18 protein-coding genes are annotated in these 21,454 nt (G+C 68.2%); 9 read left to right on the forward strand and 9 right to left on the reverse strand.

Going from position 1 to position 21,454, the window contains the following annotated elements:
* Positions 1–227 precede the first annotated feature (227 nt).
* The 7 genes from ACZ7MG_RS11015 (at position 228) to trxA (ending at position 9,913) form a co-directional block, all read left to right on the forward strand.
* Positions 228–2,636, forward strand: coding sequence for a DUF6049 family protein (locus ACZ7MG_RS11015; protein WP_471382534.1), 2,409 nt, complete (start codon positions 228–230; stop codon positions 2,634–2,636).
* 46 nt (positions 2,637–2,682) lie between these two features.
* Entirely contained in the window at positions 2,683–4,917 is a 2,235-nt protein-coding gene (murJ, locus tag ACZ7MG_RS11020) for a murein biosynthesis integral membrane protein MurJ (RefSeq protein ID WP_471382532.1), read from the forward strand.
* A 118-nt stretch (positions 4,918–5,035) separates the two neighbouring features.
* Positions 5,036–6,763 (forward strand): protein kinase family protein, encoded by a 1,728-nt coding sequence (locus ACZ7MG_RS11025; protein WP_471382531.1) that lies wholly within the window; start codon positions 5,036–5,038, stop codon positions 6,761–6,763.
* Positions 6,764–6,787: 24 nt separating this feature from the next.
* Positions 6,788–7,501, forward strand: coding sequence for an RNA polymerase sigma factor SigM (gene sigM / locus ACZ7MG_RS11030; protein WP_471382530.1), 714 nt, complete (start codon positions 6,788–6,790; stop codon positions 7,499–7,501).
* Positions 7,498–8,394 (forward strand): anti-sigma factor family protein, encoded by an 897-nt coding sequence (locus ACZ7MG_RS11035; protein WP_471382529.1) that lies wholly within the window; start codon positions 7,498–7,500, stop codon positions 8,392–8,394. The genes sigM and ACZ7MG_RS11035 overlap by 4 nt, the downstream gene beginning before the upstream one ends.
* 173 nt (positions 8,395–8,567) lie before the next feature.
* Positions 8,568–9,539, forward strand: coding sequence for a thioredoxin-disulfide reductase (gene trxB / locus ACZ7MG_RS11040; RefSeq protein WP_471382528.1), 972 nt, complete (start codon positions 8,568–8,570; stop codon positions 9,537–9,539).
* Positions 9,540–9,580: 41 nt separating this feature from the next.
* Positions 9,581–9,913, forward strand: a complete 333-nt coding sequence (trxA, locus tag ACZ7MG_RS11045; protein ID WP_045558506.1) for a thioredoxin — start codon at positions 9,581–9,583, stop codon at positions 9,911–9,913.
* Positions 9,914–9,978: 65 nt separating this feature from the next.
* Here the strand turns inward: trxA and ACZ7MG_RS11050 are convergent, their stop codons facing one another.
* The 9 genes from ACZ7MG_RS11050 to rpmH form a co-directional block, all read right to left on the reverse strand.
* Positions 9,979–10,596, reverse strand: coding sequence for a GNAT family N-acetyltransferase (locus ACZ7MG_RS11050; RefSeq protein WP_471382526.1), 618 nt, complete (start codon positions 10,594–10,596; stop codon positions 9,979–9,981).
* Between the two features lie 321 nt (positions 10,597–10,917).
* Entirely contained in the window at positions 10,918–12,015 is a 1,098-nt protein-coding gene (locus ACZ7MG_RS11055) for a ParB/RepB/Spo0J family partition protein (RefSeq protein WP_471382525.1), read from the reverse strand.
* Positions 12,012–13,085 carry a ParA family protein gene (locus ACZ7MG_RS11060; protein WP_471382969.1) on the reverse strand — a complete coding sequence of 358 codons (1,074 nt, stop codon included), beginning with the start codon at positions 13,083–13,085 and terminating at the stop codon, positions 12,012–12,014. Before ACZ7MG_RS11060 ends, ACZ7MG_RS11055 begins: the two co-directional genes overlap by 4 nt.
* A gap of 289 nt (positions 13,086–13,374) precedes the next feature.
* The gene (gene rsmG, locus ACZ7MG_RS11065; RefSeq protein ID WP_471382524.1) at positions 13,375–14,091 is read right to left on the reverse strand and encodes a 16S rRNA (guanine(527)-N(7))-methyltransferase RsmG; all 717 of its coding nucleotides are present in this window, start codon (positions 14,089–14,091) and stop codon (positions 13,375–13,377) included.
* A gap of 115 nt (positions 14,092–14,206) precedes the next feature.
* A complete protein-coding gene (locus ACZ7MG_RS11070; protein WP_471382523.1) occupies positions 14,207–14,719 on the reverse strand; it encodes a Jag family protein in 513 nt (170 codons plus the stop codon).
* A gap of 15 nt (positions 14,720–14,734) precedes the next feature.
* Positions 14,735–16,015 (reverse strand): membrane protein insertase YidC, encoded by a 1,281-nt coding sequence (yidC, locus tag ACZ7MG_RS11075; RefSeq protein ID WP_471382522.1) that lies wholly within the window; start codon positions 16,013–16,015, stop codon positions 14,735–14,737.
* A gap of 3 nt (positions 16,016–16,018) precedes the next feature.
* Positions 16,019–16,372, reverse strand: coding sequence for a membrane protein insertion efficiency factor YidD (yidD, locus tag ACZ7MG_RS11080; RefSeq protein WP_471382520.1), 354 nt, complete (start codon positions 16,370–16,372; stop codon positions 16,019–16,021).
* Complete coding sequence (rnpA, locus tag ACZ7MG_RS11085; protein WP_078937372.1) at positions 16,369–16,740, reverse strand: ribonuclease P protein component; 372 nt, start codon at positions 16,738–16,740, stop codon at positions 16,369–16,371. The genes yidD and rnpA overlap by 4 nt, the downstream gene beginning before the upstream one ends.
* Positions 16,741–16,761: 21 nt before the next feature.
* Entirely contained in the window at positions 16,762–16,899 is a 138-nt protein-coding gene (gene rpmH, locus ACZ7MG_RS11090; protein WP_005482975.1) for a 50S ribosomal protein L34, read from the reverse strand.
* Between the two features lie 417 nt (positions 16,900–17,316).
* Here rpmH and dnaA point away from each other — a divergent pair, with 417 nt between their 5' ends.
* Positions 17,317–19,347: a chromosomal replication initiator protein DnaA gene (gene dnaA / locus ACZ7MG_RS11095; RefSeq protein ID WP_471382518.1), complete on the forward strand. Its 2,031-nt coding sequence runs from the start codon at positions 17,317–17,319 to the stop codon at positions 19,345–19,347.
* 947 nt (positions 19,348–20,294) lie between these two features.
* Positions 20,295–21,425, forward strand: coding sequence for a DNA polymerase III subunit beta (gene dnaN / locus ACZ7MG_RS11100; protein ID WP_037689673.1), 1,131 nt, complete (start codon positions 20,295–20,297; stop codon positions 21,423–21,425).
* The last annotated feature ends 29 nt before the right edge of the window (positions 21,426–21,454 follow it).

Below are 21,454 nucleotides of genomic sequence, written 5' to 3' on the forward strand. Positions count from 1 at the left end.
AAGGGTACGTGGCGCCGGTGGCAGCGGTCGCCTCCATTGAACGTGCACAAGGGCTTCGCCCGGGTGGTCCTGCGCCGGCCCCCTTGATACGTGCACATACGGGGACAGCCCGGCCTCGTCCCCGATCTTGTGGAGCGGACCGCGGCACTTCCCCTCAGCGCGCATCGTTACCATGCGTGGACGCACATTCCGACGACCACTGACGACGACGAGGGACGGGCGAGCGCGTGGCCGAGGCGGCAGACTTCCAGGGGACGAGTCCCTCACCTGCCCGCCGGTGGCTGCTGCGCACCGGGGCGCTGCTCGCCGGGGCCCCCCTCCTGGCCGGCCTTTTCCAGATCCCGGCATCCCCGCCCGCGCAGGCGGCAGCGAAGGCCTCACCGGCCGAGGCCACGGGGTCGAGCACCGTCGAGGTCTCCCTGGACTCACTCAGCCCCAGCGTGCCCACCGACGGCGACACGGTGACCGTGTCCGGCACCGTGACGAACAAGGGCAAGCAGACGGTCACGGACGCCCATGTGGGCCTGCGCGTGGCATCGGCGGCTGTGACAGGCCGCTCGGCGATCGACGACAGGGCCAAGCGCACCGGCTTCGACCAGTACGCCGACGGGTCCGAGGTCGGCGGGAAGTACGTGGAGAAGTTCTCCAAGCTCGCCTCCGGTGTGGCCCAGCCCTTCACCATCTCGGTGCCCGTCAAGGAACTGGACCTCGACTCCGACGGCGTCTATCAGCTGGGTGTCTCACTCTCGGGCAGGACCGCCGCGGCCCCGTACGACCAGGTTCTCGGGATCCAGCGCACGTTCCTGCCGTGGCAGCCCGACGAGGCGGGCGCCAAGACGAAGACGACGTACCTCTGGCCGTTGATCTCCACCACCCATCTCACGGCGGAGACCGGTCCCGGCGAGCAGCAGACGCCGGTCTTCCTGAACGACGACCTGGCCAAGGAGCTTTCGGCGGGCGGACGCCTGGAGCAGATGCTGACGCTGGGCAAGGACCTGGACATCACCTGGGTGATCGATCCGGATCTGCTGGCCTCGGTCGTCGCGATGACGGAGAGCTACCAGGTTCGCAGCGGGGGAACCACCGTCGAGGGCCGGAACCAGACGGTCGCCAAGGAGTGGCTGGCGGAGCTGGAGACCGCGGTCCAGGGCGAGGAGGTGATCGCTCTCCCCTTCGCGGACCCCGATCTCGCGGCGCTGGCGCACAACGGCAAGACGATCAGCGGCTCCCTCAGCCGACTGAAGGACGCCACCGATGTCGCCTCGGACACCGTCCAGAACATCCTCCGGGTGGTACCGGAGACGGACTTCGCCTGGCCTGTCAACGGCGCCGTCGACCCGTCCGTCGTCAATGTCGCCATCTCAGCGGGAGCCGACAAGGTCATCGCCCGCAGTGACAGCCTGCGGGAGAGCGACAGCCTGTCCTACACGCCCAACGCGGCCCGGCCCATCGGCGGCGGCACGACGGCGGTGGTCGCCGACGCCCGGCTGTCGACGGCGTTCCAGGGCGACATGACGAAGGCCGAGAGCTCCACGCTGGCGGTGCAGAGGTTCCTCGCCCAGAGCCTGATGACGGATCTGCAGAACAACAAGCAGCGCAGCATCGTGATCGCCCCGCAGCGCATGCCGTCGGCGAGCCAGGCTCAGACGATGGCGCAGGCACTCACCGCGCTCCAGGGCGGGAACTGGTCGCAGCCGCAGGAACTGTCCGCTGCCGCCGCCGCGAAGCCCGACCCGGGCGCCAACACCAAGATCCCTTCGGCCTCGGCGTACCCCTCGTCGCTGCGGAAGCCGGCGCTGCCGAAGTCGGCGTTCGAGGAGATCCGGACCACGCAGACGGATCTCGACCGTTTCAAGGTGATCCTCTCGGACCAGTCGCGCGTGGTCACGCCGTTCGGCAGGACCATGGACCGCGAGATGTCCACCTCCTGGCGGGGCCGCTCCATGGACGCGGCTGTCTACCGCAACGGTGTGCAGACCTACCTCAACTCGCTCACCGAACAGGTCCGGTTGATCAAGAAGTCCGAGACGAAGCTCTCGGGCCGCAGCGCGACGATCCCCGTGACCGTGCAGAACAACCTCGTGCAGGGTGTCGACGACCTGACGCTCCGCCTCACGTCGCTGGCTCCGAAGCGCCTGAAGATCGGCGACAAGGCCTTCAAGGAACAATCCGTCGACATCTCCGGCGGCCACAGCGAGTCGGTGAAGTTCACCACCAACGCCGAGGCCAACGGCAAGGTCTACGTCGTCGCCCAGCTCTACACGGCGGACGGCGAGAAGTACGGTGACGAGGTCAGGTTCACGGTGAACGTCACCGAGATCACACCGACGGTGATGCTGGTCATCGCCGGTGGCGTCCTGCTCCTTGTCCTGGCCGGATTCCGGATGTACACACAGCGCAAGCGCGCCGCCGCCCGACTGCAGGCGGAGGGGACCTCGACGGACGACGACCTGTCGGAAAGCCTCCCGGAGGACGAGGGCGCGAACGCCGAAGGGGCCGCGGTCGTACACACTGCCGAGGAGGAGTCCCCGGCTGAGACCGGGAAAGACGAGCCGGAGCACCCGAGTGACCCGGCACCGGACACCGCTCCGGAAAGCGCCGACCCGTCCGGCACGGGTGAGAGAGTGGACCGTTGAGCGACTGTCGTGGCCGGTTGGCCGGGGACGATGAGGTGGGGTAAGCATGAACGCGCCGTACGACGGTGACCGCGGCCAGGGCGCGGCCGACTCGGGGTATCCCGACGGCCCGTTGCCCGGGCCGGGCCAGGTGCCGCCGCAGCCTCCCGCGGACATGTACCTCCAGGACGCCTACGACCAGGACCCCTACCGCGCACGGGATCTCGCCGCCCAGGACCCGGTGGCCGAGGCGCTCTACGACCGCGCCGCGCACCCGCCGCCGGCTCCGGGCACCTACCAGCCCCAGCAGCCGCTCTACGCGCAGCCGTCGACGCCGCAGTACGCCCCCGACCCGCGGGTGTGGGCCCAGACTCCGGCGCCCGAGCCGGACGGGCCGACACGGCACCTGCCGTACGGCGACGACGCCCGTACGACCCAGTTCGTGGGCGTGGACGACCTGGTGACCCAGGCCGGCGAGGAGCGCCACGAGCCGGACGCGTTCGCCCATCTCTTCCGCGACCAGCAGCAGGGCGGCAACCCTGTGGGGCAGCCCTCCGTACCCGGGCCGGCCCCTGCCCCCTCGCCCGGTCCGGGCCGCCCGTCGTACGAGGCACCCGCCCCCTCACCGGCTCCCGTGTCCCCGCCTCCGCCCGCGCCCGCGGCGAAGAAGGGTGGGAAGGCCTCGGGCCTGCTGAAGTCGAGCGCCGTGATGGCGGCGGGCACCATGGTGTCGCGCCTCACCGGCTTCATCCGCTCGGCGATGATCGTCTCGGCGCTCGGCCTCGCCCTGCTCGGTGAGTCCTTCCAGGTCGCCTACCAGCTGCCGACGATGATCTACATCCTGACCGTCGGCGGTGGTCTCAACTCGGTGTTCGTACCGCAGTTGGTCCGTGCCATGAAGGACGATGACGACGGCGGAGAGGCGTACGCCAACAGGTTGCTGACCCTGGTCATGGTGATCCTGGGCCTCCTCACCGCGCTCGCCATGTTCGCCGCGCCGCTGCTCGTCCGCGCGCTGTCGACTCCCCTCGCCGAAGACGCCGCGGCCAACGACGTCGCTGTCACCTTCACCCGCTACTTCCTGCCCTCGATCTTCTTCATGGGCATCCACGTGGTGATGGGCCAGATTCTCAATGCCCGTGGCCGCTTCGGCGCGATGATGTGGACCCCGGTCCTCAACAACATCGTCATCATCGTCACGCTCGGAGCGTTCCTGTGGGTCTACGGCAGCGCTGCCGACTCCGGGATGACGGTCGAGAACATCCCGCCGGAGGGTGAGCGGCTGCTGGGTATCGGCATCCTGCTGGGTCTCGTGGTGCAGGCGCTGGCGATGATCCCGTATCTGCGGGAGACCGGGTTCCGGATGCGGCTGCGCTTCGACTGGAAGGGCCACGGTCTCGGCAAGGCGGCGATGCTCGCCAAGTGGACGATTCTCTTCGTGCTCGCCAACCAGGCGGGGGCCCTCGTCGTCACCCAGCTGGCGACCGCGGCGGTCACCGAGACGAAGATCGCCGGCACCGGTTTCAGCGCCTACGCCAACGCCCAGCTCATCTGGGGCCTGCCCCAGGCCATCATCACCGTCTCGCTCATGGCCGCCCTCCTGCCGCGTATCTCGCGCTCGGCGGCCGAGGACGACACGGGTGCCGTTCGTGACGACATCTCACAGGGCCTGCGCACCACGGCGGTCGCCATCGTGCCGATCGCCTTCGGCTTCGTCGCCCTCGGCATCCCGATGTGCACGCTGATCTTCGGTTCCTCCGGCACCGGCGCGGCCACGAACATGGGCTTCATGCTGATGGCGTTCGGCCTCGGCCTGATCCCGTACTCCGTGCAGTACGTCGTCCTCCGCGCCTTCTACGCCTACGAGGACACCCGGACCCCGTTCTACAACACGGTCATCGTGGCCGCCGTCAACGCGAGCGCCTCCGCGGTGTGCTTCTTCGTGATCCCGGCCCGCTGGGCCGTGGTCGGTATGGCGGCCTCGTACGGTCTGGCGTACATGATCGGTGTCGGCGTCGCCTGGCGTCGGCTCAAGAAGCGGCTGGGCGGGGACCTGGACGGGTCCAAGGTCATGCGGACGTACGCGCGGCTGTCCATCGCCTCGCTGCCCGCGGCGCTGCTCAGTGGCGCGGCCTGCTACGGCATCAGCCGGACCCTGGGACAGGGAGTCGGCGGCTCGATGCTCGCACTGGTCGGGGGAGGAATCGTTCTGCTCGGTGTCTTCTACGTAGCCGCGCGACGCATGCGCATCGAAGAGCTCAACTCGATGGTCGGTATGGTCCGCGGGCGGCTGGGGCGCTGAGGCTGGGGTACGCGCACAACCATCGTCCGCCGCCGCGTGTCGCTCATAGCGGCGGACTGTGGGCACAATTGGCTTTGGCGTCTCAGAGCGCTCAACGGATGGGGAGGCAGGAACGACGGTGGCGGAACGGAGCACGGCTGCCGTCGACGTGGCAGACAACAGCGGCGACGAGCCGCTGACCGCACAAGCGGACCAGTCCACGGCCGACGGGGAGGCCCAGAACCGGGAGCGGGACACGGAAAGCTCGGCGAGCGAAGAGGTACAGGGGAGCGGCGGTTCCGAGAGCCCTTCGCAGACGACACCGCCCGAATTGCACAGCGGTCACAAACTCGCCAGGCGTTATCGCCTCGAAGAGTGCGTCACCCGTCTGGACGGTTTCAGCAGTTGGCGTGCCGTGGACGAGAAACTTCGTCGCGCGGTGGGGGTGCATGTGCTGCCCGCCGATCACACGCGCGCTCGTTCCGTACTGGCGGCGGCCCGCTCCTCGGCGTTGCTGGGTGACCCCCGCTTCGTCCAGGTACTGGACGCGGTCGAGGAGAACGACCTCGTGTACGTGGTGCACGAATGGCTGCCCGACGCCACGGAACTGACCGCTCTGCTGGCCTCCGGTCCACTGGAACCGCACGACGCCTACCAACTGGTCTCGCAGATCTCCCACGCCATGGCCGCCGCACACCGCGAGGGCCTCTCCCATCTGCGGCTCAACCCGAGCGCCGTGCTGCGTTCGGCCTCCGGGCAGTGGCGCATCCGCGGTCTCGCGGTGAACGCCGCGCTGCGCGGCATCAGCTCGGACACCCCGCAGCGCACGGACACAGAGGCGATCGGCGCGCTGCTGTACTCGGCGCTCACCCAGCGCTGGCCCTACGAGAACGACGCGCACGGCCTCTCCGGGCTGCCCAAGGGCGTCGGGCTCATCGCGCCCGACCAGGTCCGCGCGGGAGTCCACCGGGGGCTGTCGGAGCTCTCCATGCGCGCGCTCGTCAACGACGGTGCCACCGCCTCCCGTCACGAGTCTCCGTGCACGACGCCCGAGGAACTGGTGAAGGCGGTCGGCGAGATGCCGCGTATCCGCCCGCCGGAGCCCGCGTTCACCGCGCCGCCCGACTACCAGCGGACGACGTACCAGCAGGGGACGTACGGCCGTCAGGCACCCCACGCCGGCGTCACCCAGCCGCTGCAGACCCCGCCGCCTCCGCTGCAGAGCCGGACCGGAAAGGCCCTCAAGTGGGCCGTCTCGGCCCTGCTGATCGCCGCGCTCGGTCTCGGCAGCTGGCAACTGGCCGACGCGCTCATGAACCGCAGCGGCCAGTCCGGCGAGCCGGACACGAGCCAGACCGTGGACGGCAACGACAAGGGCACCGACAAGGCCAAGCCCGTGACGACGCTCGGCATCGAGGGCGCCGCGGAGTACTACCCGGACGGGAAGCCCCAGCACGCGAACGACGCGAAGCTGACGTACGACAACAGCTCGTCGACGTACTGGCGGACCTACTCCTACAACGACGGCCCCACGCTGGCGCCGTTCAAGCAGGGCGTCGGCATCGTCTACGACCTGGGCTCGGCCAAGGAGGTGTCGGCGGCCTCGATAGGGCTGTACTACTCCGGCGACCACACGACGGCCACCCTGTACGCGGCCGACTCCCTGTCTTCGTCCGCTCCCCTCAGCTCCATGACGAAGATCGCCGCGAACGAGACGAGTGGTACCGAACTGAAGATCTCCGCCAAGAAGTCGGTGAAGACCCGGTACGTTCTCGTCTGGCTCACCGATGTGCCCTACGCGAATGGTGACCAGTTCAGTGGCGCCGGCTACAAGCAGGCGATCACCGACGTGAAGTTCACGGGCTGAGAGCTCACCGAGGGAGGGGGTCCGATGGCGCACAGCGCTGATCACAGCGGGGTAAGCGATCAGGATCTCCTGGCCCAACATGTCGAGGGTGACCCCGACGCCTTCGGTGAGCTGGTCCGGCGGCACCGGGACCGGCTGTGGGCGGTGGCGCTGCGGACGCTGGGGGACCGTGAGGAGGCCGCCGACGCCGTCCAGGACGCGCTGGTGTCCGCCTATCGGGCCGCCCACACCTTCCGTGGCCAATCGGCTGTCACGACCTGGCTGCACCGCATCACGGTGAACGCCTGCCTGGACCGTGCCCGTAAGACGGCCTCGCGCAAGACGTCGCCCGTCGACGACACCGAGCGCCTGGAGCAGCTCCTGGAGCCGCACGAGTCGGCCTCCGCTCCGGCCGAGCGCAACGATCTGCACCGCCAGCTGCTGGAGGCGCTCGGCACCCTGCCGCAGGATCAGCGAGCGGCGCTAGTGCTGGTGGACATGCAGGGCTACCCGGTGGCGGAGGCCGCGCGGATTCTCGACGTGCCGACCGGCACGGTGAAGAGCCGCTGTGCCCGTGGCAGAGCCAGACTTCTGCCGCTTCTGACCCATCTCCGAGCGGATAGCGAGGGTGACAGCGGCAGAAAGTCGGGGCGCGGAAGGAACCGGGCGCAGGGGACATCCGTCCCACCCGCAGCGGGACCACATGAGGCAGGGCCAAGCGATTCAGCTGCTGTGAAGGGCGGAGGTGGGCGAGCGTGACATCCACGACCGACACGGCCGGGCACCCGGAAGTCACCGAGATCTCCGACCTCAGCGAGGGTCTGCTCCCTCCGTCCCGTACCTCGGATGTCCGGCAGCACCTGGACGAGTGCCCCCTCTGCGCCGACGTGTACGCCTCGCTGGAGGAGATCCGCGGCCTGCTCGGCACCCTGCCGGGCCCGCCCCGTATGCCCGACGACGTGGCGAGAAGGATCGACGCCGCTCTGGCCGCCGAGGCTCTCCTGAGCGCCACGGCACCCGACAGCGGGCGCACCGAGGAGTCCGCCGCCGACGCCCGCCCGGCCGCCGACGAGAACGGCGCGCATGTTTCACGTGAAACATCGCCCGAAGTGGATCGCCCTGCCGGTCATCCACGCGCGTCCACCGGCCCGGGCCGCACGAGTCAGAAGCGGCGCAGCCGTCGCAGGACGGCCATCGGTGCCGTCTTCGTGATCGCGGCCCTGGGCTTCGGTGGAGTCCTCGTCCAGTCGATCGGCGACAACGACGCTCCCCCGAGCACGGCTCCGACGGCCTCCGACACCTTCTCCGGCGTCAAGCTGGAGAAGCGGGTCAACGACCTCCTGGGCGATACGGAGACCAAGAGCACGCCCAGCAAAGACTCGTTCGGGACGCAGGGAACCAGGGACAAGGGCACGAACACGCTCTTCAAGACCGAGGTACCCGACTGCATCGCGAAAGGCATCGGTGACGCCACGGGCGCGATCGCTGCCGAGCCGGGTACCTACCAGGGATCCGACGCCTATCTCGTGCTGCTGCCCGACCGCTCCGACGACTCCCGCGTGACCGCCTACGTCGTCGATGCCACCTGCTTGGCCAAGGCCTCGGAACCCGCCGGCGACATCCTGGCGCAGCATTCCTACGCCCGTCCCTGAAGACCGTCTCTCGCGTCATGCCGTCTTCTGGCATCCCTGTGCGGTGTCTCGTCTCCGTGTGCCCGGACACACCGGGAATGCGCGCCCCTTAGGATCCGTTGGGTGGGGTGAGAGTTCCGAGAGCAGCTCCCGCCGGCAGTACGCAGCAGTCTCCAGAGACGAGGAATCAAGCCGTGAGCGACGTCCGAAACGTGATCATCATCGGCTCCGGGCCCGCCGGCTACACGGCGGCGCTCTACACCGCGCGCGCGTCGCTGAAGCCGCTGGTGTTCGAGGGCGCCGTCACCGCAGGCGGCGCGCTGATGAACACCACCGAGGTGGAGAACTTCCCGGGCTTCCGGGACGGCATCATGGGCCCCGACCTCATGGACAACATGCGGGCCCAGTCCGAGCGCTTCGGCGCCGAGCTGATTCCGGACGACATCGTCGCCGTCGACCTGAGCGGTGAGATCAAGACCGTCACGGACACCGCGGGCACGGTGCACCGTGCCAAGGCCGTCATCGTCACCACGGGCTCCCAGCACCGCAAGCTCGGACTGCCCAACGAGGACGCGCTCTCCGGCCGCGGGGTCTCCTGGTGTGCCACCTGCGACGGGTTCTTCTTCAAGGACCAGGACATCGCCGTGATCGGCGGCGGTGACACGGCGATGGAGGAAGCCACCTTCCTCTCGCGGTTCGCCAAGTCCGTGACCATCGTCCACCGCCGGGACACGCTGCGTGCCTCCAAGGCGATGCAGGAGCGTGCGTTCGCCGACCCGAAGATCTCCTTCGTGTGGGACAGCGAGGTCGCCGAGATCCAGGGTGACCAGAAGCTCGCCGGGCTGAAGCTGCGCAACCTCAAGACGGGTGAGACCTCCGAGCTGCCGGTGACGGGTCTCTTCATCGCGATCGGCCACGACCCGCGTACGGAACTCTTCAAGGGACAGCTCGACCTGGACGACGAGGGCTACCTGAAGGTGACCTCCCCGTCGACCCGGACGAACCTGACCGGTGTCTTCGGCGCCGGTGACGTCGTCGACCACACGTACCGCCAGGCGATCACCGCGGCCGGCACCGGCTGTTCCGCCGCCCTTGACGCCGAGCGCTACCTCGCCGCCCTCGCCGACGGCGACCAGGCCGCCGAGCCCGAGAAGACCACCGTCTGACCCCCGTCCGCCCCACCGCACCAACCAGTTAGGAGCCCTCAGTGGCCGGCACCCTGAAGAACGTGACCGACGACTCCTTCGAGCAGGACGTCCTCAAGAACGACAAGCCCGTCCTGGTGGACTTCTGGGCCGCCTGGTGCGGTCCGTGCCGCCAGATCGCGCCGTCTCTCGAAGCGATCGCCCAGGAGTACGGCGACAAGATCGAGATCGTCAAGCTCAACATCGACGAGAACCCGGCCACGGCAGCCAAGTACGGCGTCATGTCCATCCCGACACTGAACGTCTACCAGGGTGGCGAGGTCGCCAAGACCATCGTCGGCGCCAAGCCCAAGGCGGCGATCGTGCGTGACCTCGAGGACTTCATCGCCGAGTGATGTTTCACGTGAAACACGAAGGGGCCGACCCAGGCGGGTCGGCCCCTTCGTCTAAGCGGGTCCCATCAGAGCGGTCGCAGCGCCGGCTCCTTCTGAACGGCTCCCAGCAGCCGGTCCAACGCCAGCTCGACGTCCTCCTTCCAGGAAAGCGTCGTCCGCAGTTCCAGCCGAAGCCGGGGATGGGTGGGGTGAGGGCGGACCGTCTTGAAGCCCACCGCTGTCAGATGGTCGGCCGGGAGGACGCACGCCGGCTCCTTCCAGCGGGCGTCTCCGAAGGCCTCGATCGCCTTGAAGCCGCGCCGCAGCAGATCCTTGGCCACCGTCTGCACCATCACGCGGCCGAGCCCCTGGCCCTGGTAGCCCTGGCGGATGAAGGCCGTCATCAACTGGACCGCGTCGGGCGACACCGGACTGGTCGGGAACGCCGTGGCACGGGGCACATAGGCCGGAGGCGCGTACAGCACGAACCCCACCGGCACGTCGTCCACGTAGACGACTCGACCGCAGGACCCCCAGTCCAGCAGGACGGCAGAGATCCATGCCTCCTTCTCCAGCGCGGGGGTGCCCGCCTTTACCGCGGCCTCGCCGCTGACTGGGTCCAACTCCCAGAAGACACACGAGCGACAGCGCTTGGGAAGGTCCTGAAGGTTGTCCAGCGTGAGCGGTACGAGCCGACGCCCCATGAAGGCTGTTCCTCGCTTCCTTCGCCCGCAGCGTCGCGAGCGGCTGTCAGAGCGCTCCGCTCCCTGAGCAGACTGCCGACGAACCCGCCGACCGCCCCCAGTCCCAGGCCTGCGGTCACCAGTCCGGAACGGCTCACGCTTCGCATGGCCCCGCCCTCCAAAAGATCCGCCAGGTCGATGCGCCATACCCGAACGCATCGTATCCACGATGCGATTGCCTAGATACCGCCTCAAAGCAAAGAGCGGGCTGTGTCCGGTATACATCGGACACAGCCCGCTCAGTCGGTCGACGGGCCGAATGCCGTCCTGCCATTCGGCCGCTCAGACCTCCGTCTCCTCCGAGGCGTCGTCCAGAAGGCTCTTCTGGAGGGCAAGTTTCTCGCCCGGGGCGAGCGTGCTCAGAATCCGCTCAAGGTCCTCCGTGGACGCGAACTCCACGGTGATCTTGCCCTTCTTCTGCCCCAGGTCGATCTTCACTCGTGTCTCGAAGCGGTCCGAGAGCCGAGTCGCCAGCTCACCCAGCGCCGGGGAGGGCACGGAGCCGGCCCGTGGGCCCTTGGACCGCGAGGAGGCCTTCGGATGCGACCCCATGAGGGTGACGATCTCTTCGACGGCGCGCACCGAGAGCCCCTCGGCCACGATGCGGTGAGCCAGCTTGTCCTGCTCCTCCGAGTCCTCGACGGAGAGCAGCGCCCGAGCATGCCCGGCGGAGAGCACGCCCGCGGCCACACGACGCTGAACCGCCGCCGAGAGCTTCAGCAGACGCAAGGTGTTGGAGACCTGCGGGCGGGACCGACCGATACGGTCCGCCAACTGGTCATGCGTGCAGTTGAAGTCCTTGAGCAACTGGTCGTAGGCGAACGCCTCTTCCAGCGGGTTCAGCTGGGCACGGTGCAGGTTCTCCAGGAGCGCGTCCAGGAGAAGCTTCTCGTCGTCGGTGGCCCGGACAATCGCCGGGATCGCCTCCAGCTCGGCCTCATGACAGGCTCGCCAGCGCCGCTCACCCATGATGAGTTCATAGCGGCCCGGGCCCACCTGCCGTACGACGATGGGCTGGAGAAGGCCGACCTCCTTGATGGAGGTGACGAGTTCCTGGAGCAGGTCCTCGTCGAACACCTCGCGCGGCTGGCGCGGGTTCGGGGTGATGGAGTCGAGGGGCAGCTCCGCGAAATAGGCACCGATGGGTGCTGCGGGCAGCTCCACCGTTCCGCTCGACGGCGACTCCTCTGTTTCACGTGAAACATGCGGGAGCGTGGCCACCTGCGAGGAGGGCACCCCGCGCTCAGGCATGAAGACAGACGCCGCTGGCGGTGGCGTGGAAGCGGGTGCTGCCGCTGCCGGAGCCTCCTTCTCTCCCGTCGCGGCTGCTGGGATCAGTGCGGCAAGACCACGGCCCAACCCCCTCCGTCGATCACTCACTGGATCCCCTCCACCACACTCGGATTGTTCTGAGCACCGATATGGGCATGCGTCGGGTCGTACCCCACGCCCACGCCCTTCAGCGCGATTTCTCGTGCCGCCTCAAGGTAGGAGAGAGCGCCGCTCGATCCTGGATCGTAGGTCAGCACCGTCTGCCCGTAGCTCGGCGCCTCGGAGATACGGACCGAGCGAGGAATGCTCGTCCGCAGCACCTCCTCGCCGAAGTGGGTGCGCACCTCGTCGGCGACCTGGGACGCCAGGCGCGTCCGTCCGTCGTACATGGTGAGCAGGATGGTCGACACATGGAGCACGGGGTTGAGGTGCCCCCGTACCAGGTCGACATTGCGGAGCAGTTGGCCGAGGCCCTCCAACGCGTAGTACTCGCACTGGATCGGAATGAGAACTTCCTGGCCGGCGACCAGAGCGTTCACCGTCAGCAGGCCGAGTGAGGGCGGGCAGTCGATGAGGACGTAGTCCAAGGGCTGCTCGTACGCCTGAATCGCTCGCTGGAGTCGGCTCTCGCGCGCCACCAGGGACACCAGCTCGATCTCCGCACCGGCGAGATCGATCGTGGCGGGTGCGCAGAAGAGACCTTCCACATCGGGGACGGGCTGGACGACTTCCGCCAATGGCTTGCTGTCGATCAGCACATCGTAGATGGACGGCACATCGGCGTGATGGTCGATCCCGAGAGCGGTGGAGGCGTTGCCCTGGGGATCGAGATCAACCACCAGGACGCGGGCGCCATGCAGTGCCAGCGAAGCGGCGAGATTGACCGTCGTCGTGGTCTTGCCGACGCCACCCTTCTGGTTGGCGACCACCATGACTCGGGTCTGCTCAGGCCGAGGCAGGCCTTCACCGGCACGCCCCAGTGCCTCTACCGCCAGTTGGGCAGCACGACCGATGGGAGTGTCGTCCATCGGAGGCGGTGTTTCACGTGAAACATCCTCCCCCATCGACTCGGTACGGGGACCGGGGACCGGATCGGTCATCGGTCCCGCGATGTTGGCGTCGGACCGCAAGGATTCACTCTCCTCGACTTCAGGCTCGCAATGAACAGAGCCTCCCATGTCTTCGGGGTCGTGAACCAGTGAGGCCTGGCGTTCTGTGGAGAATTCCACCTCTGTGGACAACTCCGTTACCTCTCCGAGTGACCCGAGAGGCTTCCGGTCGCGCGGTTCGGCCGCAGCGCGGCCACGACTGATGATGCCGTGCAGCAGTGAGCGACGTTTCACGTGAAACACGATGCCCAGCGGCACTGGCCGCGCTGGCGCGACACTCCGAGATGCGTAGGTTTGGAAGCTTGTGTGGAGTACGACTCGTCGTCAGGACGGATCAGCGAACGTCCTGATCCCCTGCCTAACGGCGTCGACGCGCTCGCCCTGTCCGGGCCGCCTTCGCCCGTTTCGCCGCGAAGCGCACGCCACCGGGGCTCTCCCCGACCTCCACACGGACCACCGTGGACAGGGGATCGACCACGCCCTCACCGACATGGTGGATGGAGGTCTCGACCGCGCCGAGCTTGCTCAGAGCCGTCGCAGCGCTCTTCAGCTCCTCCTCCGCGGTGTCGCCCTTGAGCGCCAGCATCTCCCCGTACGGACGCAGCAGCGGAATGCCCCACGCGGCCAGTCGGTCCAGAGGGGCCACGGCCCGCGCCGTCACCACATGGACCGGCTGCAGCGTTCCGAGGACCTCTTCGGCTCGGCCACGGACGACGGTCACATGGTCGAGGCCCAGAAGTTCGACGACCTCGGTCAGGAAGTTCGTGCGCCGCAGCAGTGGCTCCAGCAGCGTGATCTTCAGATCCTCCCGGACGAGGGCCAGCGGAATTCCGGGCAGTCCGGCACCGGACCCGACATCGCACACCGTCACGCCCTCGGGCACGACCTCGGAGAGCACCGCGCAGTTCAACAGGTGCCTCTCCCACAGGCGGGGTACCTCCCTCGGGCCGATGAGCCCTCGCTGTACTCCCGCCTCAGCCAGGAGCTCGGCGTACCGGACCGCATCCGCGTAGCGATCACCGAATACGTCGCGCGCCTGCTCGGGCGCAGGGGGGAGCTCCGCTGCCTCCGTCACGGGGACCGTCCTTCCGTACCGCAAGAGCGCACTGGGCGCTGACACCAGAACAACAGGCTGACAAAGTTCGGCCCCGCCTGCGGACAGACGGGGCCGGAGAAACGTACGTACCGAATCAGGCAGGCAGCACGACGACGAAGCGCTGCGGCTCCTCGCCCTCCGACTCGCTGCGCAGACCGGCGGACTTGACCGCGTCGTGCACGACCTTGCGCTCGAAGGGCGTCATCGCCTGCAGCTTCACGGGCTCGCCGGTGCTCTTGGCCTCGGCCGCCGCCTTGGCGCCCAGCTCGGAGAGCTCGGCGCGCTTCCTGGCCCGGTAGCCCGCGATGTCCAGCATCAGCCGGCTGCGGTCGCCGGTCTCGCGGTGCACGGCCAGGCGTGTGAGCTCCTGGAGTGCCTCAAGGACCTCGCCCTCGCGGCCGACGAGCTTGGTCAGATCACGGCTGCCGGAGTCGCTGATGATCGAGACAGAGGCACGGTCGGCCTCGACGTCCATGTCGATGTCGCCGTCGAGATCGGCGATGTCCAGCAGACCTTCCAGGTAGTCCGCCGCGATCTCACCCTCCTGCTCCAGGCGGGTGAGGGTGTCGCCACCCTCGGAGGCGGTGGAGGTGGTGCCTTCCGTCACGGGATGGGCTCCTTCTTACTTCTTGGACGGGGACTTGGGGCGCTGCTGGCCCTTGCGCTGACCGGACTGGGCCTTGCTCCGGCCACCGGTGCCGGGCTTGGGCGCGCCCTTCTGGGCAGCGGCCGCCGGCTTGGCGTCCTCCGGCTGGTCGGACTTGGTCAGCGACATGGGCTCGGTCTTCGGCTCGTCGTCGGAGGTCTTGGCAGCGCCGGCCTGACGCTGGGCCTTGCTCTGGCGCTTGGGCTGCTGACGCTTCGGGGTGCCAGGCGTGGGCGTACCGTCCTCGGCCGTGGCGACGGCCGAGGCCTCGCTCTTGACCACGGTGCCGTCACCCTGAGCCGCGAGGCCCTCCTTGCCCAGGCCGGTGATGAACTTCCGCTCGAACTCGTTGCGGTCACGGCCCTTGGCGACGATCGCCTTGACGATGGCGCGCTCGCGGCGGTTGCGGGTCTTGCCGTGCCGAGTGACGTGCTTGAAGAGGCGCTCCAGGTAGGCGGCCTGGGCCTTGGAACCCGGGGTCGGGTTGTTGTGGATGACGTACATCTGCTGGCCCATGGTCCACACGTTGGTGGTCAACCAGTAGACGAGGACACCGACCGGGAAGTTGATGCCGAAGACGGCGAACATGACCGGGAAGATGTACATCAACATCTTCTGCTGCTGCATGAACGGCGTCTTCACCGTGGTGTCGACGTTCTTCGTCATCAGCTGACGCTGCGTGTAGAACTGCGACGCGGACATCAGGACGATCATGACCGCGGTGACGATGCGGACCGTGGTCAGCGAGGCGTCGAGCGCGACGACGTCGGCGGAGCTGTCGGTGAACTTCGCCGCCAGCGGGGCTCCGACGATGTGCGCCTTCTGCGCGCTCTCCAGCAGGCTCTGGTTGATGACACCGATGGTGTCGTTGTTCGCGATGCTGTTGAGCACGTGGTACAGGGCGAAGAAGAACGGGGACTGCGCCAGGATGGGAAGGCACGAGGAGAGCGGGTTGGTGCCCGTCTCCTTGTACAGCTTCATCATCTCTTCGGACTGGCGCTGCTTGTCGTTCTTGTAGCGCTCCTGGATCTTCTTCATCTCGGGCTGCAGCGTCTGCATGGCCCGGGTCGCCTTGATCTGCTTCACGAAGAGCGGGATCAGACAGATACGGATCAGGATCACCAGGGACACGATGGACAGGCCCCAGGCCCACCCGGTGTCAGGGCCGAAGACGGCGCCGTACACCGTGTGGAACTGGACGATGACCCAGGAGACAGGTGTCGTGATGAAGCTGAAGAGGCTGGCAATCGTGTCCACTAATCATGCTCCTTGGGCATGGGACGGGCTCTCGGCGGCCGGGCTCGAGGGAACGTGGCCCTCGGTGGCCGGTTCGGCGGCGGAGGTCCCGCCCTTGCGTGCGCGCCACGTGCCACGCACCATCTCGTGCCACCGTGGACGCTTGCGCGGCGGGACATGGTCCACACCACCCAGCGACCACGGATTGCAGCGCAGGATGCGCCAGGCGGTCAGTGCCGTTCCCTTGATCGCACCGTGCCGGTCGATGGCCGTGTAGCCGTAGTGGGAGCACGACGGGTAGTACTTGCACACCGGCCCGAGCAGCGGACTGATCGTCCACTGGTACAGCTTGATCAGCGCCAGCAGCGGGTACTTCATCGTGCGCCCCCTCCCAGCAGCCGCGCTATGGCGGCATCCAGGTCTTGGGCCAGTTGTACGTGGTCGGCGTCACCCGCTCCGGGCAGCGCTCGTACGACTACCAGGCTACCGGGGGGAAACAGGGCGACTCGATCGCGCATCAGATGGCGAAGCCTGCGCTTCACCTTGTTGCGTACGACCGAACCACCGACGGCCTTGCTCACGACGAAACCCGCACGCGTCGGGGGAGCGCTCTCCCCAGGCGCGTGCGGGTCCGTGGCACCGCTACGTAGGTGAACGACGAGGAGCGGGCGTCCGGCCCGGCGTCCTCGGCGTACCGCGGTCGCGAAGTCCTCGCGCCGCCTCAGCCGATGCTCGGTAGGCAGCACGACGTCATGACCTGATCAGGATCAGGCGGAAAGGCTGGCGCGACCCTTGCTGCGGCGGTTCGCGAGAATCGCGCGACCGGCACGGGTACGCATCCGCAGGCGGAAGCCGTGGGTCTTCGCGCGACGACGGTTGTTCGGCTGGAAGGTGCGCTTGCTCACTCGGGGGCTCCAGAAAGAAATCGGTGTTTGCGGGTGCCGTCCTGGCTGTCACCGTGCGCCCACGAGTAGCTCGTATAAACGCCCGAGTGCACCGCTGTCCGATCACCTGACGCGATCTGTGCCCATCGGAGGCAGGCGGCAGCAGCCATCGACAACTCGACCTGGTTACGGTACGCGCGGCTACGCCATCCGGTCAAACCAGAGGTCGCGGGGAGACACTATCCACAGGCTGGGGACAACAACTTGAACCGCACCCGTCGCCGTGACTACCGTGACGGAACTCCGTTTCGTTCCCTTTCCTTTGGCTGCTGGGCCCCGACCCACCCACCAGCACCTCGTCCCGCGTGCCCCACCCGAGTTTCAAACCGACCTGTCCCAGAACCACACGTTCGTGGGACCTGTGAGAGAGCGTGCCCTGTGGCTGACGTACCTGCCGATCTTGCCGCAGTGTGGCCACGAGTACTGGAGAAACTCCTCGGTGAGGGCCACGGTCAGGGCGTGGAGGTGAAGGACGAGCGCTGGATCAAGCGCTGTCAGCCCCTGGCCCTGGTCGCGGACACGGCTCTTCTCGCCGTTCCCAACGAGTTCGCCAAAGGCGTGCTCGAGGGCCGGCTCGCGCCGATCGTCAGCGAGACCCTCAGCCGGGAGTGCGGGCGCCCGATCCGTATCGCGATCACCGTCGACAGTTCCGTCGGCGAGCCCCCGCCCCCGCCGGTCCAGCACCGCTTCGACGAGCCCGAGCTTCCCTCTGTCCCGGCCCAGAAGCGCGACGGCTACGACGGCAGGGACACGTACGACGGCCCGGGGCGCGACGGGCGTGGCGGGTACGAGAACCAGAACACGTACGAGAACCAGAACGGATACGACGGCCAGTCCCGCGGCCCCTACGACGGGTACGGCCGTCACCGGGCCGACGACCGGGGTCCGGGACGTGGCGAGCCGATGGGCGGCGGGCCCGGCGACCAGTTGCCGCCCCCGCGCTCCGAGCAGCTGCCCCCCGGCCGCTCCGACCAGCTACCGACCGCGCGCCCCGCCTATCCGTCCGAGTACCAGCGGCCGGAGCCGGGCGCCTGGCCGCGACCGTCGCAGGACGACTACGGCTGGCAGCAGCAGCGGCTCGGCTTCCCCGAGCGGGATCCGTACGCCTCGCCGTCGTCGGACTACCGCGCGCAGCCGATGGACCGGCCGCCGTACGACCAGCAGCGCTCCGAGTACGACTCCCCGCGCGCCGACTACGACCAGCCCCGCGGCGACTACGACCGGCCGGGTGCCGACTCCGACTACGCGCGGCCGGACCGGCGTGAGCTCCCCGAGCCGCCGCCGGGCTCGGGGCACGTGCACCGGGGCGGCCCGGCGAGCAGCGCGCCGGGCCCGCTGGCGGCGCAGCCCGCGCCGGCGCCCGGTCCCGGTGAGCCGACGGCCCGCCTGAACCCGAAGTACCTCTTCGACACCTTCGTCATCGGCGCCTCGAACCGTTTCGCGCACGCGGCCGCGGTGGCCGTCGCCGAGGCGCCGGCGAAGGCGTACAACCCCCTCTTCATCTATGGGGAGTCGGGACTCGGCAAGACGCACCTGCTGCACGCGATCGGGCACTACGCGCGCAGCCTCTACCCGGGCACGCGGGTGCGGTACGTGAGCTCGGAGGAGTTCACCAACGAGTTCATCAACTCCATCCGCGACGGCAAGGGCGACAGCTTCCGCAAGCGGTACCGCGAGATGGACATCCTGCTCGTGGACGACATCCAGTTCCTGGCGGACAAGGAGTCGACGCAGGAGGAGTTCTTCCACACCTTCAATACGCTCCACAACGCGAACAAGCAGATCGTGCTCTCCAGCGACCGGCCGCCGAAGCAGCTGGTGACCCTGGAGGACCGGCTGCGGAACCGTTTCGAGTGGGGGCTGATCACCGACGTCCAGCCGCCCGAGCTGGAGACGCGTATCGCGATCCTCCGCAAGAAGGCGGTGCAGGAGCAGCTCAACGCCCCGCCGGAGGTACTGGAGTTCATCGCATCCCGCATCTCGCGCAACATCCGCGAGCTGGAGGGGGCGCTGATCCGGGTGACGGCGTTCGCGTCGCTCAACCGCCAGCCGGTGGACCTCGGGCTGACCGAGATCGTGCTCAAGGACCTGATCCCGGGCGGCGAGAACGCGTCGCCGGAGATCACCGCCACCGCGATCATGGGCGCCACGGCGGACTACTTCGGGCTCACGGTCGAGGACCTGTGCGGCACCTCGCGCGGCCGCGCCCTGGTGACCGCCCGGCAGATCGCCATGTACCTGTGCCGTGAGCTGACCGATCTGTCGCTGCCCAAGATCGGTGCGCAGTTCGGCAACCGTGACCACACCACCGTGATGCACGCCGACCGCAAGATCCGCGCGCTGATGGCCGAGCGGCGCTCCATCTACAACCAGGTGACGGAGCTGACGAACCGCATCAAGAACGGCTGACACAGGGCCGTCGTACATCGCCGAAGGCGCCCCGGGACGAGTTCCCGAGGGCGCCTTCGGCGTTCCCGGACGGCCTCGTCCGTCGTCCGGAGAGGCCTCGTCCGTCGTCCGGAGAGGCTTCGCCGGTCGCTCGCGGAGGCTTCGCCCGTAGTCGCGCCGTCATCAGGTGTTCGAATACCTGGCGCGTTACGGCCTCCCTCCACAGATTCGGGGACTTTTTCCCGTCCACACCCTGGGGACCGGGAAGTTATGCAGATCGTGTCCACAGGGCAGACTGCCGAGAGATCATCGATCCAGGTCATCCCCCTGTGGATCCGTGGACAAAAGATCTCCACAGGCTGTGGACAAAACGGTGATCCACAGACTGTGGACGGAGTTGTCCACCGACACCCCACAGGCTGAGGCCGGTTGTCCCCAGTGACCGTCGGCTTCTCCACATGCCTGTCCACTGTTCGGCAAGCCAACGCGCCTTCTCACCGTGTCGAGTGAAAGGCGTCACACGACGTTGCCTGGTTGGGCTGTGGGAAAGGCGGGTAAACCTGGGGACGCCGTTGGGGAGAAGTGCCCCGGGGCTGTGCACGGTGTGTGCAGAACTTTCCGTTCTCCACAGAGACCCCCGGTTGTCCACCGCCTCCGCCCACAGGCCCGGTGGACAAAATTTGCCGCCTGAGCTGCGAAAACGGGGTTATCCACGGTTTCCACAGGCCCTACTACTACTCCCAACTAGAGAGAGCTGGGAATCCGTTTCGAAGTGGGTCCTGTGCACAACTCGCTCTGGGCTGCCTGACCGCGCCTCGTCACGACTTGACCCCGAGAGGCTCCGAGTGTCAGTGGTGTGCGTCAGACTGTTCCCCGGCGTCCTTCCCCTCACAGGGACCAGCGACACCGAGACAGACGACGAAGCCAGGCAGGGCGAGAAGCGCCGGCAACAGCAGGAGGCGGCAACAGTGAAGATCCGGGTGGAACGCGACGTACTCGCGGAGGCCGTGGCCTGGGCGGCGCGCAGCCTCCCGGCCCGTCCGCCGGCGCCTGTCCTCGCCGGCCTCCTTCTGAAGGCCGAGGAAGGCCAGCTGAGCCTCTCCAGCTTCGACTACGAGGTCTCTGCACGGGTGTCGGTGGAGGCGGAGGTCGACGAGGAGGGCACGGTGCTCGTCTCCGGCCGGCTCCTCGCCGACATCTGCCGCGCGCTTCCCAACCGCCCGGTGGAGATCTCCACAGACGGTGTACGGGCGACCGTGGTCTGCGGCTCCTCGCGCTTCACCCTCCACACCCTGCCTGTGGAGGAGTACCCGTCGCTGCCGCAGATGCCGAACGCCACGGGCACCGTCCCCGGTGAGGTCTTCGCCTCGGCCGCCGCCCAGGTCGCCATCGCCGCAGGGCGCGACGACACGCTGCCCGTGCTCACCGGTGTGCGCATCGAGATCGAGGGCGACACGGTCACGCTGGCCTCCACCGACCGCTACCGCTTCGCGGTCCGCGAGTTCCTGTGGAAGCCGGAGAACCCCGAGGCGTCCGCCGTGGCCCTGGTGCCCGCCAAGACGCTCCTGGACACCGCCAAGGCGCTCACGAGCGGCGACAGCGTCATCCTGGCGCTCTCCGGCTCGGGTTCCGGCGAGGGCCTGATCGGTTTCGAGGGCGCGGGCCGTCGTACGACCACGCGGCTGCTGGAGGGCGACCTCCCGAAGTACCGCACGCTGTTCCCGACGGAGTTCAACAGCGTGGCCGTCATCGAGACCGCCCCCTTCGTGGAGGCCGTCAAGCGTGTGGCCCTGGTCGCCGAGCGGAACACCCCGGTGCGGCTGAGCTTCGAGCAGGGCGTGCTGATCCTGGAGGCCGGTTCCAGCGACGACGCACAGGCTGTGGAGAGGGTCGACGCCCAGCTGGAGGGCGACGACATCTCGATCGCCTTCAACCCGACGTTCCTGCTGGACGGCCTGAGCGCGATCGACTCCCCGGTCGCGCAGCTGTCGTTCACGACGTCCACCAAGCCCGCGCTGCTCAGCGGCAAGCCGGCCGTCGACGCCGAGGCGGACGAGGCCTACAAGTACCTGATCATGCCGGTGCGGCTCAGCGGCTGACCGGCCGGACGCCGCGGGGCCCAGCCGCC

The sequence above is a fragment of the Streptomyces sp. NPDC107538 genome (assembly GCF_055657445.1).